Source organism: Microbacterium sp. LB12 (assembly GCF_037150835.1).
Lineage (GTDB): Bacteria > Actinomycetota > Actinomycetes > Actinomycetales > Microbacteriaceae > Microbacterium.
Map to the genome: position 1 here is coordinate 208,542 of NZ_JBBCPF010000004.1, position 15,384 is coordinate 223,925.

Sequence of the window (15,384 nt, forward strand, 5' to 3'; positions counted from 1 at the left end):
CAACCCGTTGATACCGTAGGACGGTGACTGCCTCCCCTGACGACCGCACCGCCCAGGTGGACGAGACCGAGACCGCGCCGGAGAAGGCGACGGCGAAGCGCGCGCCGGCTTCGAAGCAGACTCCTGACGCCGCTGACGCGTCCGTGAAGACGTCGCGAACGCCGGCCGCGAAGCGGGCATCGAGCACGAAGCCCGCCACCAAGAAGCAAGCCGCGAAGAAGCCCGCCGCGACGGGGAAGGCGACGGCTGCGAAGAAGCCGGCTGCGGCGCGTGTCGCTGCGAAGCCCGCTGCCTCGAAGGCCCGCCCTGCTGCGGCGCGCACGTCCAAGGCCGCGGCCGAGAAGGCCGCACCGACCGCGGATGTCGTCGTCGAGCCGCTGGCCAAGGCCCTGGCGGATATACCGGAGGCAAAGACCGGTACGGCACGGACCACAACGGCCGCACGGACCGCCGCCGCGAAGAACACGGCAGCAGCGACGACGGCCAAGAAGCCGGCGGCGGCGACCTCGGCCGCACGCGCCGCGTCCGCCCGCACAGCGACATCTCGCGCGACGGGCGCGACCGCGGCGAAGAAGACGGCCGCGTCGAAGACCGCGGCGGCGAAGGCGGCGGCGGCGAAGTCCGCGGCGGCGAAAGCGGCGGCATCCCAGTCCTCGGCGCGTTCCGCGACCGCGAAGACGACAGCGGCCAAGACGGCTGCGGCGAAGTCGGCCGCCACCAAGGCCGCTGCCGCCGCGGCGGCGAAGGCGGCGAAGGAAGAGGCCGAGGCTGCTGCGGTCGTCGAAGCGGGGCCCGTCGTCGAGGCGCCTCCTCTCGTGAAGACACCTGCGAGCGAGCCCACGCCGGCGGTGGTGCCGGAACCGGCGGTCGATCCTGAACCCGTGATCGAAGCGGTGGCTGCGCCCGTCCCTGCGGCGCCGGCGGCCGATGATGAGGTCGAGGTCGTCGAAGTCGTCGAGGCCGAGATCGAGGTCGTCGAAGTCGTCGAGGCCGAGATCGAAGCGGTCGAGATCGTCGAGCCTGTCGCGGAGGCCGGTGATGCGGCATCCGATGCGGTCGGGCCCCTCGATGCGTCCTCCGCAGGCGAGGCGATCAGCATTCGCGGCCTGGTGAAGCAGTTCGGAGACAACCGCGCCGTCGGCGGCATCGACCTCACCGTGTCCGCGGGCTCGTTCTACGGAGTGGTCGGACCGAACGGTGCGGGCAAGACGACCACCCTCTCCATCGTCGCCGGTCTCCTCCGCGCCGATGCGGGCAGCGTGGTGATCTGCGGCATCGATCAGGCGACCCAGCCGCAGGCGGCCAAGCGCCTGATGGGCGTGCTGCCCGATCGTCTGCGCACCTTCGACCGGCTCACCGGGCGGCAGCTGCTCTACTACTACGGTCTCCTCCGCGGGCTCGCCTCGGACGTGATCGAGAAGCGGGCCGCCGATCTCGCCCGCGCGTTCGACCTCGGCGACGCCCTCAGTCGAGTGGTGTCGGACTACTCCGCCGGCATGACCAAGAAGATCATGCTCGCCGGCGCCATGATCCACTCGCCTCGCGTGCTGGTCCTCGACGAGCCCTTCGAATCCGTCGATCCGGTCTCCTCCGCGGTGATCCTCGACATCCTCCGGGCCTACGTGGCGCACGGCGGCACCGTGATCCTGTCCAGCCACGGCATGGACCTCGTCGAGCGGGTGTGCTCCCGGGTCGCGATCATCGTCGGCGGTGAGGTGCTCGCCGAGGGCACGATCGACGAGGTGCGCGCGGGCCAGACGCTCGAATCGCGGTTCGTCGAGCTCGCCGGAACCAGCGGAGAGGTGGAGGGGCTCGAGTGGCTGCACACGTTCTCCGACTGAGGGTCGCGCTGCTCCTCGGCTCATTGCGCGGCGATCGTCGGGTCCGGACGCTCGTCACATTCGGCGCCGTGATCGCGGTCACGGTCGTCGTGTGCATCGCCGTGTTCAGCCTCGCGGGCGCCCCTGTGCCCGTCGCTCGCGCCGTCACCGTCCTCGGCGGGGCCGCTCTTCTCGTCGGCTTCCTCATCGGGCCGATCCTGGTCGGAGCCGTCGATCAACTCGATCCTCGACGGTTCGCGGTGTTCGGCGTGGACGAGCGGACGATGCCGGGCGTGCTCACTCTCGCCGCCTTCGTCAGCGTGCCGAGCTTCGCACTCCTCGCCGTCTACATCAGCGTCTGCATCGTCGCGGTCGGCGCGGGCACTCCGTGGCCGCTCGCCGTGCTGGCGACGATCGTCAGCGTGATCACGACCGTCCTGATCTCGCGCATCGGGATGGCGATCAACGCGCTGCTCCTGCCCGAGCGCCGGTCGCGCGAGCTGACCGCGCTGTTCGCGCTGGCGCTGATCGTGATCGCCTTCCCGGTCGCGGTGTTCCTCGGCTCGCTGCGCTGGGACGGACACGTGCCCGAGTCGCTGGCTGTCCTCACGACCGCGAGCGGCTTCAGTCCGCTGGGGGCATCTCCGGCATTCCTGTTCTCGGTGGCCGCGGGCGAGACGGCATCCGCGTGGACGAGCGGGATCATCGCTCTGGTCACGCTCGGACTGCTCTGGACGGTGTGGACCTGGCTGGTGCGGCGTCTGCTCACCACGACGGAGCGCCCGGTGGCCTCACGGGAGCGCACCGGCCTCGGCTGGTTCGGTCTGCTCCCCTCGAACGCGTTCGGCGCGATCGCGTCGCGAAGCCTCGTGTACTGGCTGCGCGACCGTCGCTACATCATGAACATCATCGTGGTGCCCGTCGCGGGCATCGCCACGATGCTGCCGCTCATCGTCGCCGGGGTCCCTGTCGAGATCGCCGCTCTCGTCCCGGTGCCGGTGATGGCCCTGTTCTTCGGCTGGCTGCCCCACAACGACGTCGCCTACGACTCGACGGCGTTGTGGACCCACGTCGCGAGCGGCGTCCGCGGGCTTCCCGATCGACTCGGGCGGCTCGTGCCGGTGCTCCTCGTCGCGATCCCGGTGCTCGCGATCGCGGTTCCGCTTTCGCTCCTGCTCGCCCGCGACTGGAGCATGCTCCTGCCGCTCGGAGGCCTCGCCGCGAGCCTGCTGTTCTCGGCGCTCGGGCTCTCCAGCATCGTCTCGGTCGTGGCGCCGTACGCCGTCTCGCGCCCGGGAGACAGCCCGTTCCAGCAGCCGCAGCGGCCGACCTCGCGTGGCGCCTACGGACCCGCGGCCGCGTTCCTCGGTGCCATCCTCTTCAGCGCACCGACCATCTGGCTGTTCGTGGCCACGATCGTCGACGGATCGGCGTACGCCCCCGCGACCTTCTGGGTGGGGCTGATCGTCGGGCTCATCGTCCTCGCGGCGGGCGCCGTGATCGGAGGGCGCATCTTCGAGCGCAGCGGCGAGCGGCTGATGGAGTTCGTCGAGACCGCGTGAGGGCCGCCCGCGAGGGTCGCGACGCCGCTAGACTCACGGGATGAGTACTCCGCTGGACAGCCCCGATCAGGGCGGCGTGGCAACGCTTGATCGCGAACTGGAAGAGCTCCTCCGTGAGGAGAATCTCGAACCGGGCGACCATGAGCGCTTCTCGCACTACGTGAAGAAGGACAAGATCCTCGAGTCGGCGATCACCGGCAAGCCCGTGCGCGCACTGTGCGGCAAGAAGTGGACGCCGGGTCGTGACCCGGAGAAGTTCCCGATCTGCCCCACGTGCAAGGAGATCTACGAGTCGATGGTCGGCTGAGGTCAGTCGGCCTCGACGTACACGGTCGGGATCGCCGGGTCGGACTTGCTGAGCGCGAGAGCGCGAACGGGGAGTTCCTCGCGCACGCGCAGGTGATGTGCGCGTGCCGATGCCGTCCCCTCAATCCCCTCGTGAGCGGTGTCGATCTCGCCCGCTTCCACGAACGTGACCTGCAGCGGTCGGCCTTCAGGGTGCTCGGCAGGGGTGTCCAGCTCTTCGAATCCATCGGAGACGGCGATGGTCTCGGCGCTGGCGACACCGTCGGCGAGCGTGCGGAACGCGGCCTTGCGGCCGCCGAACGAGGCCTTGTCTGCCGAGGCTTTGGCGACGCTGATCCACGCGCCCGCGGCATCCTGCCGGGCCACCAGCTTGTAGACCATGCTCGCGGTGGGGTACCCGGACCCGGTCACGACCGAGGTGCCCACACCGTACGCGTCCACGGGTGAGGCAGCGAGAGCGGCGATCGCGTACTCGTCGAGGTCGCTGGTCACGGTGATGCGGGTCTCGGTCGCGCCGAGCTCGTCGAGCTGTGCGCGGACCGCCCCGGCGACGATCGGGAGGTCGCCCGAATCGATGCGCACGCCTCCGAGCCCGGTGCCGGCGACGCGGATCGCGGTCTCGACGCCGGTGCGGATGTCGTAGGTGTCGACGAGCAGGGTCGTGCCCACGCCCATGCTGTCGACCTGGGCGCGGAAAGCTTCCTCCTCGGTGTCGTGCAGCAGCGTCCAGGAGTGGGCGGCCGTGCCCATGGTGGGGATGCCCCAGCTGCGCCCGGCCTCGAGGTTGCTCGTCGCACCGAAGCCGGCGATGTAGGCCGCCCGCGCGGCAGCGACCGCGGAGCGCTCCGCGGCGCGCCGGGACCCCATCTCGGCGAGCGGACGCTCTCCGGCGGCGATGCTCATGCGCGAGGCTGCCGTGGCGACCGCGGAGTCGTGGTTGAGCACGCTGAGCGCGAGGGTCTCCAGCACGACGGCGTCCGCGAACGTGCCCTCGACCGTGAGGATGGGGGAGCCGGGGAAGTACAGCTCGCCCTCGCGGTAGCCGCGGATGGAGCCGGTGAAACGGTAGTTCTCCAGGTGCGTGAGCGAGGCGGCGTCGACGACCTTCTGATCCCGGAGGAAACGCAGCTCGTCCTCGCCGAAGCGGAAGTCGCGCAGCAGCCCGAGGAGGCGGCCGGTGCCCGCGACGACGCCGAAGCGACGACCTCCCGACAATCGTCGGGAGAACAGCTCGAACACGCTCGGGCGGAAGGCCGTGCCATCGCGGAGGGAGGCGGCGAGCATCGTCAGCTCGTAGCGGTCGGTGAGCAGCGCCGTCGACGAGGTCATGCGCTCAGCTTAGTGAGCGCAACAGGCGTGTCGCGGGGTCGCACGCGGGTAGGCTGGGTAGTCATGAACGACGCGCCCATCGGGATCTTCGACTCCGGTGTCGGCGGGCTCACGGTGGCTCGGGCCATCCGCGCCCAGCTGCCCCGTGAGTCGTTCGTCTACATCGGCGACACCGCGCACTCGCCCTACGGGCCGAAGCCCATCGCCGACGTCCGTCGATACTCGCTCGAGGTGCTCGACACGCTCGTCGAGCAGGGCGTGAAGATGCTGGTGATCGCGTGCAACACGGCCTCCGCGGCGATGCTCCGCGATGCGCGGGAGCGCTACGACGTCCCGGTGGTCGAGGTGATCGGTCCCGCGGTCCGCCGGGCGGTCTCGACGACGCGCAACGGTCGCGTCGGGGTGATCGGCACGGTCGGCACGATCGGGTCCCGGGCCTACCAGGACATGCTCGAGGTCAATGAGCGACTGCAGGTCTTCACCGCCGCGTGCCCGCGCTTCGTGGAGTTCGTCGAGGCGGGCATCACGGGCACCCCCGAGGTGCTCGCGGTCGCGGAGGAGTACCTCGCGCCGCTTCGCGAGGCCGAGGTCGACACCCTCGTGCTCGGCTGCACGCACTATCCGTTCCTTCGCGGCGCGATCAGCTACGTCATGGGCGAGGGCGTCACTCTCGTCTCCAGTGACGATGAGACCGCCGGCGACGTGTACCGGCAGCTGGTGCGCGGCGATCTGCTCGCCTCGCCCGATGCCACCGCGTCCTGCGTCTACGAGGCGACCGGTGCATCGACCGACGACTTCACCGCTCTGGCGAACCGGCTGATGGGTCGCGAGGTCCGCGACGTCCAGCTCGTGCAGACCGGAGTGATCTCCCTTCCCGAATCCGTTCTCGAGTGACACCCTTCGCGAATCGGCCTGACCCGATTCGTCCATCCCGACCTGAGAGAAGCACATGACCGATATCGTCCGCGTCGACGGCCGTTCCACCGATCAGCTGCGCGAGATCACCATCGAGCGTGGCTGGAGCGCGCAGGCCGAGGGATCGGCTCTGATCAGCTTCGGCGGCACCAAGGTGCTCTGCACTGCGTCCTTCACCAACGGCGTGCCGCGCTGGCTGACCGGCAAGGGCAAGGGCTGGGTGACCGCGGAGTACGCGATGCTCCCGCGTGCCACCAACAGCCGCAACGACCGCGAGAGCGTGAAGGGCCGCATCGGCGGGCGCACCCACGAGATCTCCCGCCTCATCGGTCGTGCCCTGCGCGCGGTGGTCGACACGAAGGCTCTCGGCGAGAACACCATCGTGATCGACTGCGACGTGCTGCAGGCCGATGGCGGCACGCGTACCGCAGCCATCACGGGCGCCTACGTCGCACTCGCCGATGCGATCGAGTGGGGTCGCGAGAAGAAGTTCATCGGCAAGAACTCGACCCCGCTGCTCGACTCGGTCGCCGCCGTGTCGGTCGGCATCATCGACGGCGAACCCATGCTCGATCTGGCATACACCGAGGACGTTCGCGCAGAGACCGACATGAACGTCGTCGTCACCGGCCGCGGTCTCTTCGTCGAGGTGCAGGGCACGGCGGAGGGTGCTCCCTTCGACAAGCGTGAGCTCGACGCGCTGCTCGAGCTCGGCGTGGCCGGATGCGCGGATCTGAAGGGCCTGCAGCTCGCCGCGCTGGCGGGGGAGTGACGATGCAGGTCATCCTCGCCACGCACAACCCGCACAAGGTCGCGGAGTTCCAGCAGATCGTCGCGTCGACGCGTCCCGACCTCGAGGTCGTCGGCTACGACGGCCCCGAGCCGGTCGAGGACGGGGTGACCTTCGCCGAGAACGCGCTCATCAAGGCACGGGCGGCGGCCGCCCACACCGGCCTCGCGGCCCTCGCCGACGACTCCGGCATCTGCGTCGACGTGCTCGGCGGGTCGCCCGGTGTGTTCTCCGCCTACTGGGCAGGACAGAAGAAGGACGCCGTGGCCAACCTCGAGCTGCTGCTGGATCAGCTCCGCGACATCGCCGACCCGCACCGGACGGCGCACTTCACCTCGACCATCGCTCTCGTCTTCCCGGACGGGCGCGAGCAGGTGGTGGAGGGATGCTGGCCGGGGCGCCTCGCGCATGCGCCCTCGGGGGCGGGCGGCTTCGGCTATGACCCGATCTTCCTCCCCGACGGCCAGCCGCAGGGAGCGGAACGATCCGTGGGCGAGTTCACCGCAGAGGAGAAGCAGGCGCAGTCGCACCGTGCCCGCGCCTTCGCCGAGCTCGCGCCGCTGCTCGCCGGGCTCTGATCGTCGACCGTCGATGAAGCGCTGGTGACGCTGAGAATCGTTACCCTTCCCGACTAGCCGGAACAAGCCTCAGAGCACCGTTCTCCGGTCTAGCCTGGGGGCATGCACGATCACGCACCCGCGCCCGGCGGCATCCGTTCGGCCAGCAGCCGACGCCTGCTGGCTATCTCCCTGTCCCTGACCGCGACCGTCATGGTCGTGCAGGTCGTCGGCGCGCTGCTGACCGGTTCGCTCGCTCTGCTTGCGGACGCGGCGCACATGTTCACGGACGCCTCCGCGCTCGTGATCGCGCTCATCGCGGCCTCGGTCGCCGCCCGTCCCGCGGACGACCGGCGGACGTTCGGGTATCAGCGAGCCGAGGTCTTCGGCGCGCTGATCAACGCCGTGATCCTGATCGCTCTCGCCACCTGGGTCGCGATCGAGGGCATCGGACGACTGCTGAACCCCGGCGAGGTCGAGGTGGCCGGCGGACTGATGCTGATCGTCGCCGTGGTCGGTCTGCTCGCGAACGCGGTCTCCATGTGGCTGCTGAGCCGCGCGCAGCGCACCAGCATCAACGTGCGCGGCGCCTACCTCGAGGTGATGGGGGACCTGATCGGTTCTGCGGCGGTGATCGTGGCGGCGATCGTGATCCTCGCGACCGGATGGATGCCGGCGGACGCGATCGCCTCGCTGTTCATCGCGGCGATGATCATCCCGCGCGCGATCGCCCTCCTGCGCGAGGTGTTCTCGGTGCTCGCGGAGTCGGCACCCAAGGGCACGGCCGTGAGCGAGATCCGCACGCACCTGCTCGGCTACGACGGTGTCGTCGGAGTGCATGACGTGCACGTCTGGCAGCTGACGCGGGGCGCCCCGGTGTTCACGGCCCACGTCAGCATCGATCCGGCGCTGTTCGCGGACGGACGATCGACGCAGTTGCTCACCGAGATGCAGGCGTGCCTGGCGGATCACTTCGACGTGGAGCACTCGACGTTCCAGATCGAACCCGCCGAGCAGTCGGACTGCGAACCGCACCACGCCTGATCCGTGCCGCGCGGGCGTCAGTCCTCGACGACGATCTCGTCGATCGACTTGTCGGTGCGCACACCGCGCCAGCGGGCGTGGCGCAGAACGCCGTCCGGAGTCCAGTTCGCGAACTCGACCTCGCCGATGATCTCCGGACGCACCCACAGCGCATCGGAGGCGTCCGCCGCAGGGACACCGTCGAGAGGTGCCGTCGGCACCCGGAGCGGTTCGAGTCGTGCCAGCAGCTCGCGCAGAGTGCGATCGGAGAACCCGGTGCCCACCCGGCCCACGTAGCGGAGCTCCCCGCCGCGGCGCGGTTCGGGCACGGCGAGCAGCAGCGACCCGAGCGTGCTCTCCCGATCGCCCTTGCCCGGGCGGATCCCGACGATGACGGCCTCCTGCATGCGCGTGTGCTTGAGCTTGAGCCAGGAGGGTGAGCGCTGCCCCGGCCGGTACCGCGACTGCGGATCCTTGACCACGACACCCTCGAGGCCGAACTCCCGACTGGCGGCGAGAGCGGCGTCGACGTCGTCGAACACCGGCGGGATCCGGACCGGGGCGTCGAGACCGGCGATCACGTCGTCGAGCAGCGTGCGACGCTCGCGCAGGGGCATGCCGGTGAGGTCGTGGCCGTCGAGGCGCAGCAGATCGAACAGCATGTACACGATGGGCGTGCGCACGACCTCGCGCTCGATCTCCCGAGGGCGGGTGAGGTGCATGCGGTTCTGCAGCAGCGAGAAGCTCGGTCGCCCACGGGCGTCGAAGGCGACGATCTCGCCGTCGACGACCGCGTCGGAGACCGGGAGGAACGGGGCGCCGTCGGCGGTGAGCTCGGGGTAGCGGGCGGTGATGTCGGTGCCGCGGCGCGCGTGCAGGAGCATCCGCCCCTCCGTCCAGGTGCCCATCGCGCGGATGCCGTCCCACTTCACCTCGACCCAGGACGGGTCGCTCAGGCTGCGCGCGACGCCCGGAGAGCCGTTCTCGGCGAGCATCGGGGCGGGCGGGGCGGCAGTCAGCGGGGGCGCCGCGGGCGGGGTGGTCCGTGGGTACCTCTTCGCGTGGCTGGTCTTTGCGGGGCTGGTCTTCGCAGGGGCAGCGAGCGGGGCGGCAGACGACGGCCGCAGCGCCGCGAGCGGGTCGATCCCCGCGGCGGCGCGCGCGAGCACATCGTCGAGGTCGAGCTGTGCGAGGCGAGGGTCGTCGAGCTCCTCCCACGTGCGGGGTGCCGCGACCCATGGCTGCGCCCTGCCCCGAAGCGAGTACGGCGAGATGGTCGTCTTCTTGCCGTTGTTCTGGCTCCAGTCCAGGAACACCCTGCCGCCGCGGACCGCCTTCGCCATCACGCTGGTGGCGAGGTCGGGGTGGTCGTTCTCGATGAGACGGGCGAGCTCCTTGACCACGGCCGACACCTCGTCGCTCGTCTGTTCGCCGGGGAGGGCGGCGTAGAGTTGGATGCCCTTGCTCCCGCTCGTGACCGGCAAGGGGTCGAGGCCCATGTCGGACAGCACCGCGCGGGCGAGCCGGGCCACCTCGGCACACTGCGCGAGCCCGACCCCCGGTCCGGGGTCGAGGTCGAGCACGAGCCGATCGGGCCGCCCGGGCCGGCCATCCGACGTGAATCGCCATTGCGGCACGTGCAGCTCGATCGCCGCGACCTGGGCGAGCCACACCAGGGTCGGCACGTCCTCGACGAGCGGGTACTCCTTGGGGCCGTCCGAGTGCTGGATCGCCTGTCGCGGGATCCACGACGGGGCGCCGGGTTCGAGCTGCTTCGTGAAGAACGAGTCCGCCGGAGCATCCGTGGTGCCGACCCCCTCCACCCAGCGCTTGCGGGTCACCGGCCTGCCATCGAGCAGCGGGAGCAGAAGCGGGGCGATGGCCGTGTGGTAGGAGATGACCTCGCCCTTGGTGGTGCCGGTCTCGGGGTACACGACCTTGTCGAGATTCGTCACGCGCAGACGGCGGCCGTCAACCTGCACCAGCTGCGCTTCTCCGACCATGGGGCCAGCGTAGTCAAGGGACTGGTCCCGACCACGGCGGCTGGTGTTCACTGGTGTCATGAGGACGATCTGGAAGGGTGCCCTGACGTTCGGGCTCGTGAACGTTCCGGTCAAGGTGTACTCCGCGACCGAGGATCACGACGTTCCCCTGCATCAGGTGCACGAGAAGGATGGCGGGCGCATCCGGTACCAGCGCACGTGCGAGGTATGCGGCGAGACGGTCGCCTATGCCGACATCGACCGGGCCTACGTGGACGAGGGTCAGACCGTCGTGCTCACCAAGGACGACCTCGCGGCCCTCCCGGCGGAGAAGAGCAGGGAGATCGACGTCGTCGAGTTCGTGCCGTCGGAGCAGGTCGATCTGCTCACCCTGGACAAGCCCTACTACCTCGAGCCGGACTCCAAATCCCCGAAGGCCTACGTGCTGCTGCGCAAGACGCTCGAGCAGACGGATCGGACGGCGATCGTCCGCTTCACCCTGCGGCAGAAGACGCGGCTCGCCGCGCTCCGCGTGCGGGGGAAGGTGCTCGTGCTGCAGACGCTGCTGTGGGCCGATGAGGTGCGCGAGGCCGAGTTCCCCGTGCTGGATGAGGACGTGTCCATCTCGAAGAAGGAGCTCGAGCTGTCGGCATCCCTGGTCGACAGCTACTCGGCCGACTTCGACCCGAAGGAGTTCGTCGACGAGTATCAGAAGGAGCTGCGCACACTCATCGACGCCAAGATCGAGGCCGGTGACACGTTCGACGTGGCGGAGACCTTCGGTGAGTCGGAGAAGGCCGCCGAGGGTGGCGAGGTCATCGATCTGATGGAGGCGCTGCGCGCCAGCGTCGCCCGCTCCAAGGAGGAACGCGCGAAGAACGCGGGCTGACTCAGCGGCGCCGAGCGACCCGGCCCCGACCCGCCGATCAGTGCGTGCCGTCGCCGTCCAGGTCGGGGGCGCGGTCGAACACCTCGGGGTTCAGGGCGAGGTGCTGTGCCTCTTCGGCATCCGTCACGACGTCTTCGCCCGCTTCGGCAGCCTTCTTCGCCTTGTGCCGCTCGGACAGGTAGTGCCACAGCGTCACGAGCGCGGTGCCGCCGACCGCTGCGAGCAGGATCAGGTCGATGTAGCTCTCGACGAAGTGCGCCACCGGCGGGATGAAGCCGATGAGGTAGCCGAACATCGTCAGGCCGAAGCCCCACAGGACCGCGCCGATCAGGTTGTACAGCGTGTATTTGCGCCATGGCATGTGGCCGACGCCGGCCGCGACGGGAGCGAAGGTGCGCACGATGGGCACGAAGCGCGCGAGGATCACGGTGATGCCGCCGAAGCGCTCGAAGAACGCGTTCGTGCGCTCGACGTTCTTCCTGCTGAACAAGCCGGATTCCTTGCGCTCGAAGACCGCCGGTCCGCCCTTGTGGCCGATGATGTAGCCGACCTCGCCGCCGACGAATGCGGCGAGCCCGATCAGCAGGGCGACCCACCAGACGTTGATGCCGAACACTCCGTGCTCCGCGCCCGCGATCGGGTGCGAGAGCAGACCCGCGATGACGAGGAGCGTGTCGCCCGGGAGGAGGAAGCCCACCAGCAGGCCGGTCTCGGCGAAGACGATGAAGCACACCACGAGGAGTGCCCACGGACCTGCCGACCCGATGATCGTCGCGGGGTCGAGCCAGGGGATGAGGGCGGTCGGTGCGTGCAGCATGGATTCGAGCACTGGCGGAGGTCCCGTCGGTCGTGAACAGTCGGCGGTCGAGTCGAGCAACGTCACGGCGTTCTGCGAACGGCATGATCGTCTCTCGTGCGGAAGGTGGGACTTGAACCCACACGCCCTGAGGCACAGGAACCTAAATCCTGCGTGTCTGCCAATTCCACCACTCCCGCGCGGTGGAATCAGTCTACTGATGCCCCGGCCCGCGTTTCTGGGGATCGGCCCGCAGTCCGGCTGTGGATAACTTCGAGGACCGGTGCCGGATTGTTGCGAGGATTCCCGGGTGAGTCATCTGCCTGCCCTGATCGCCGACCGTGTGCGACTGCGACTGCGCTCCGACGGCATCGACCCGTCCATCGATCCGGATGCGGCCTGGCGCATCACCCATGCCGAGGTGCGGCGCCACGACGACCTCGCGCTGGCCCGCGGAGAAGCGCTGATCGATGACGAGGCGACCTGCGTGCGCGAGGTGCTGGCGTCGCTCAGCGGATTCGGGGCGCTGCAGCCGCTGCTGGACGACCCGGAGATCGAGGAGATCTGGCTCAACGGCGCGGGACACGTGCACGTCGCCCGCGAAGGCACGGCGGAGCGGACCGCGCTCCGCCTCGATGAGGGGACCGTGCGCGACCTCGTCGAGAGGATGCTGCAGTCCACCGGACGACGCGTCGACATCAGCCAGCCGTTCGTCGACGCCTCCCTGCCCGACGGATCTCGCCTGCACGTGGCGATCGCCGATGTCGTGCGCGGCTCGTGGGCCGTGAACATCCGCAAGTTCCTCCCGAAGTACCGCTCGCTCGACGCGTTGACGGCGCAGGGCATGATGCCGCCGACGGTCGCCGAGCTGCTGCGTACCGCGATGAACGAGGGGCGTAGCGTGATCGTCTCCGGGGCGACGCACGCGGGCAAGACGACCATGCTCGGTGCTCTGCTCCACTCCTGCGCCGAGTCGCAGCGGATCGTGACGGTGGAGGAGACGTTCGAGCTGTCCGTCGTCGGACCCGACCTGGTCGCACTGCAGGGACGCCAGGCGAGCCTGGAGGGAACTGGCGAGATCACCCTGCGCCGTCTCGTGAAGGAGGCGCTCCGGATGCGTCCGGATCGCCTCGTCGTGGGGGAGGTCCGTGATGCTGAGGCGCTCGATCTGGTGCTCGCGCTCAACACCGGCGTGCCGGGGGCGTGCACCGTGCATGCGAACTCCGCCGTCGAGGCGGTCGAGAAGCTGAGCATCCTCCCGCTGCTCGCCGGACGGAACATCGACCGGTCGTTCATCGCCCCTGCGCTCGCCGCATCGATCGACCTGGTCGTGCACTGCGTCCGTGACGGCGCGGGGCGGCGTCGGGTGCACGAGATCATCGCACCCACGGGAGACGTCGAGCACGGGCGTGTCCGCACGCGGACGGTGTACCGCGCTCAGCCGGAGGAGTCGCCTGACGTCGATCGCCGGAGTCTGCGCCGCCTGGGGGCGGCCTCGTGACGGTCCTCATCGGCGCCGTGCTCGCCGCGGGTGTGCTCCTGTGTCTCTCGCCGTGGATGTGGCCGCGGCGGCCGGATGCGACGCCCGCGGTTCGGCACGGGCGGCTGGAGCGACTGATCGAAGAGGCGGGGCTCGACGGCGTCTCGTCCCGTGCGCTCGTGGTCGTCGGCATCGCGCTCGGTCTGATCGCGGCGTCCGCCGCCTGGCTTCTGACCGGGATCGTCGTGCTCGCAGGGCTGGCGGGCGTGGCTGGAGCCGTGGCACCAGTGGCGTACCTCCGCGGACGGCGACTCCGCCTGCTCCGGCTTCGACGTCAGCTCTGGCCGGATGTATGCGACCTTCTGATCGCCGCGATCCGCGTCGGGCTCTCGCTTCCCGACGCCGTTGCCAGCCTGGCGGAGTCCGCGCCGAGCATGGTGAGGCCGGCTTTCGCGGTGTTCGCGCGCGACCTGCGCGCGAGCGGCCGGTTCGAGACGAGCCTGGATCGCCTCAAGTCCACGCTGGCCGACCCGATCGGCGACCGCATCGCCGAGACGCTGCGGATGGCGCGTCAGGTGGGTGGCACCGAGCTGATCGGTGTCCTCCGGGCCCTGTCGAGCTCGGTGCGGGCGGACGCGGCGCTTCGTGGAGAGGTCGAGGCGCGGCAGTCGTGGATCCGTGGCGCCGCGGTTCTCGGTGCCGTCGCGCCCTGGGTCATCCTGGGACTGCTCGTGATGCGACCGGAAGGTTCTGAGGCGTACGGCACACCGGAGGGTGTGGTGGTGATCTGCGTGGGTGCTGCGGTATCGGTCCTCGCTTTTCACATCATGGTCCGCATCGGGCGGCTGCCTGAGCCCCGCCGGTGGTTCGGATGAACGGTCTGTCGATGATCGCCGGTGCCGTGCTCATCGGCGGTGGTTTCGCGGCCGGGGTGCTGAGCATCCTCTCGGCTCTTCCCCGGTGGCGCGCCGCGTCTCTGGGTGTGCGCATCGGTCCGTACGTGCGCGATGTCGTGCCCGATGCGAGCCTCCCACCGGGCGTCCTTCCCGTCGCCGGCGCTCTTCCCGCACGGGGATGGACGGTGTGGGAAGCAGTCCGCGGCGGATTCGAACGCCTGCTGGGCGGGGGAGAGGCGCTTCGCCAGCGTCTGTCGCAGGCCGGCGTGCCGCTGGAGCCGACGACGTTCCGCGGACGGCAGTTGGGGTGGGGTCTCGCCGGGATCGGTGCAGGTGCGGTCGTGCTGACCGTTCTGGCGGTGGCGGGACGATGGTCCACCCCGACGGTGGTCCTCCCGGCGCTGTGCGGGGCCGCTGCCGCCGCGGTCTACGACATGCAGCTCTCGGCACGGGCCAAAGCGCGACGCGCGCGGCTCACCGATGAGCTCCCGACGACTCTGGAGTTCCTCGCGCTCTGCCTCTCGGCCGGGGAAGGGTTCCTCGATTCCCTGCGGAGGGTCTCATCAGTCGGCTCGGGTGAACTCACCGCCGAACTGCGGGTCGTCGTCCTCGCCGTGGGCACCGGGTCGCCGCTGGCCGATGCACTGGCGGAGATGGCCGCACGTCTTCGGCTCCCTGGGCTGTCTCGCGCGGTGGACCAGATCGTCGCCGCTCTCGAACACGGTGCGCCTCTCGCGGCAGTGCTGCACGCGCAGGCCGGAGACGCGCGGGAAGACGCCAAGCGCGTCCTCATCGAGCAGGCGGGACGCAAGGAGATCCTGATGCTCCTGCCGCTCGTGTTCCTCATCCTCCCGCTCTCGGTGCTGTTCGCGATCTACCCGGGACTGTTCATCCTGCGACTCGGCATCGGTTGATCGGCGGCCCTGTGGATAACTCCCGGGGCCGCATCGCGTCTCCGGGCAGACTGGCCGGATGATCACACGCATGCGCTCGGCCGTTCGGAATCTGACAGAGGACGAAGCCGGTGATGTGCCGGGGT

General features: G+C 69.8%; 14 protein-coding genes and 1 tRNA gene. 11 read left to right on the top strand and 4 right to left on the bottom strand.

From position 1 onward, the window contains the following. Nucleotides 1-23 precede the first annotated feature (23 nt). Genes WFM69_RS09570 through WFM69_RS09580 form a run of 3 tightly spaced genes read left to right on the top strand, consistent with a single transcriptional unit; the run spans nucleotide 24 to nucleotide 3,689 of the window. Nucleotides 24-1,841, top strand: a complete 1,818-nt coding sequence (locus WFM69_RS09570; protein WP_337003996.1) for an ABC transporter ATP-binding protein — start codon at nucleotides 24-26, stop codon at nucleotides 1,839-1,841. After that, nucleotides 1,817-3,382, top strand: coding sequence for a hypothetical protein (locus tag WFM69_RS09575; RefSeq protein ID WP_337003998.1), 1,566 nt, complete (start codon nucleotides 1,817-1,819; stop codon nucleotides 3,380-3,382). The genes WFM69_RS09570 and WFM69_RS09575 overlap by 25 nt, the downstream gene beginning before the upstream one ends. 40 nt (nucleotides 3,383-3,422) lie before the next feature. Beyond that, nucleotides 3,423-3,689, top strand: coding sequence for a DUF3039 domain-containing protein (locus tag WFM69_RS09580; protein ID WP_028503536.1), 267 nt, complete (start codon nucleotides 3,423-3,425; stop codon nucleotides 3,687-3,689). Between the two features lie 2 nt (nucleotides 3,690-3,691). Here WFM69_RS09580 and WFM69_RS09585 read toward each other — a convergent pair whose 3' ends face one another. Then, a complete protein-coding gene (locus tag WFM69_RS09585) occupies nucleotides 3,692-5,017 on the bottom strand; it encodes a nicotinate phosphoribosyltransferase (RefSeq protein ID WP_337004001.1) in 1,326 nt (441 codons plus the stop codon). 63 nt (nucleotides 5,018-5,080) lie between these two features. Here WFM69_RS09585 and murI point away from each other — a divergent pair, with 63 nt between their 5' ends. The 4 genes from murI to WFM69_RS09605 all read left to right on the top strand — a co-directional run bounded on the left by murI (nucleotide 5,081) and on the right by WFM69_RS09605 (nucleotide 8,323). Then, nucleotides 5,081-5,911: a glutamate racemase gene (murI, locus tag WFM69_RS09590; protein ID WP_337004003.1), complete on the top strand. Its 831-nt coding sequence runs from the start codon at nucleotides 5,081-5,083 to the stop codon at nucleotides 5,909-5,911. A 55-nt stretch (nucleotides 5,912-5,966) separates the two neighbouring features. Then, nucleotides 5,967-6,704, top strand: coding sequence for a ribonuclease PH (rph, locus tag WFM69_RS09595; RefSeq protein ID WP_337004005.1), 738 nt, complete (start codon nucleotides 5,967-5,969; stop codon nucleotides 6,702-6,704). A gap of 2 nt (nucleotides 6,705-6,706) precedes the next feature. Beyond that, the gene (gene rdgB / locus WFM69_RS09600; protein WP_337004007.1) at nucleotides 6,707-7,300 is read left to right on the top strand and encodes an RdgB/HAM1 family non-canonical purine NTP pyrophosphatase; all 594 of its coding nucleotides are present in this window, start codon (nucleotides 6,707-6,709) and stop codon (nucleotides 7,298-7,300) included. 102 nt (nucleotides 7,301-7,402) lie between these two features. After that, a complete protein-coding gene (locus WFM69_RS09605; RefSeq protein WP_337004009.1) occupies nucleotides 7,403-8,323 on the top strand; it encodes a cation diffusion facilitator family transporter in 921 nt (306 codons plus the stop codon). A gap of 17 nt (nucleotides 8,324-8,340) precedes the next feature. On the opposite strand, the gene ligD is transcribed toward WFM69_RS09605, so the two are convergent. After that, nucleotides 8,341-10,305 (bottom strand): non-homologous end-joining DNA ligase, encoded by a 1,965-nt coding sequence (gene ligD, locus WFM69_RS09610; RefSeq protein WP_337004011.1) that lies wholly within the window; start codon nucleotides 10,303-10,305, stop codon nucleotides 8,341-8,343. Nucleotides 10,306-10,363: 58 nt separating this feature from the next. Here ligD and ku point away from each other — a divergent pair, with 58 nt between their 5' ends. Further along, entirely contained in the window at nucleotides 10,364-11,173 is an 810-nt protein-coding gene (gene ku / locus WFM69_RS09615) for a non-homologous end joining protein Ku (RefSeq protein WP_337004013.1), read from the top strand. A gap of 37 nt (nucleotides 11,174-11,210) precedes the next feature. On the opposite strand, the gene WFM69_RS09620 is transcribed toward ku, so the two are convergent. Together WFM69_RS09620 and WFM69_RS09625 are read right to left on the bottom strand one after the other, a co-directional pair. After that, nucleotides 11,211-11,990 (bottom strand): DedA family protein, encoded by a 780-nt coding sequence (locus WFM69_RS09620; protein WP_337004015.1) that lies wholly within the window; start codon nucleotides 11,988-11,990, stop codon nucleotides 11,211-11,213. A 97-nt stretch (nucleotides 11,991-12,087) separates the two neighbouring features. Continuing rightward, nucleotides 12,088-12,169 (bottom strand) — tRNA-Leu (locus WFM69_RS09625). A gap of 110 nt (nucleotides 12,170-12,279) precedes the next feature. Between WFM69_RS09625 and WFM69_RS09630 the strand changes: the two genes are divergently transcribed. From WFM69_RS09630 to WFM69_RS09640, 3 genes are read left to right on the top strand one after another with little or no spacing between them, the layout of a single operon-like run. After that, nucleotides 12,280-13,470, top strand: a complete 1,191-nt coding sequence (locus WFM69_RS09630) for a CpaF family protein (protein ID WP_337004018.1) — start codon at nucleotides 12,280-12,282, stop codon at nucleotides 13,468-13,470. Next, nucleotides 13,467-14,324 carry a type II secretion system F family protein gene (locus tag WFM69_RS09635; protein WP_337004020.1) on the top strand — a complete coding sequence of 286 codons (858 nt, stop codon included), beginning with the start codon at nucleotides 13,467-13,469 and terminating at the stop codon, nucleotides 14,322-14,324. The genes WFM69_RS09630 and WFM69_RS09635 overlap by 4 nt, the downstream gene beginning before the upstream one ends. Continuing rightward, nucleotides 14,321-15,259 carry a type II secretion system F family protein gene (locus WFM69_RS09640; protein ID WP_337004022.1) on the top strand — a complete coding sequence of 313 codons (939 nt, stop codon included), beginning with the start codon at nucleotides 14,321-14,323 and terminating at the stop codon, nucleotides 15,257-15,259. Before WFM69_RS09635 ends, WFM69_RS09640 begins: the two co-directional genes overlap by 4 nt. Nucleotides 15,260-15,384: the final 125 nt, after the last annotated feature.

Coding starts and splice junctions, on each gene's coding strand:
- WFM69_RS09580 (WP_028503536.1), top strand. CDS start 3,423: ATGAGTACTCCGCTGGACAGCCCCGATCAGGGCGGCGTGGCAACGCTT.
- murI (WP_337004003.1), top strand. CDS start 5,081: ATGAACGACGCGCCCATCGGGATCTTCGACTCCGGTGTCGGCGGGCTC.
- WFM69_RS09640 (WP_337004022.1), top strand. CDS start 14,321: ATGAACGGTCTGTCGATGATCGCCGGTGCCGTGCTCATCGGCGGTGGT.
- rph (WP_337004005.1), top strand. CDS start 5,967: ATGACCGATATCGTCCGCGTCGACGGCCGTTCCACCGATCAGCTGCGC.
- WFM69_RS09605 (WP_337004009.1), top strand. CDS start 7,403: ATGCACGATCACGCACCCGCGCCCGGCGGCATCCGTTCGGCCAGCAGC.
- ligD (WP_337004011.1), bottom strand. CDS start 10,305: ATGGTCGGAGAAGCGCAGCTGGTGCAGGTTGACGGCCGCCGTCTGCGC.
- WFM69_RS09585 (WP_337004001.1), bottom strand. CDS start 5,017: ATGACCTCGTCGACGGCGCTGCTCACCGACCGCTACGAGCTGACGATG.
- rdgB (WP_337004007.1), top strand. CDS start 6,707: ATGCAGGTCATCCTCGCCACGCACAACCCGCACAAGGTCGCGGAGTTC.
- WFM69_RS09620 (WP_337004015.1), bottom strand. CDS start 11,990: ATGCTGCACGCACCGACCGCCCTCATCCCCTGGCTCGACCCCGCGACG.
- ku (WP_337004013.1), top strand. CDS start 10,364: ATGAGGACGATCTGGAAGGGTGCCCTGACGTTCGGGCTCGTGAACGTT.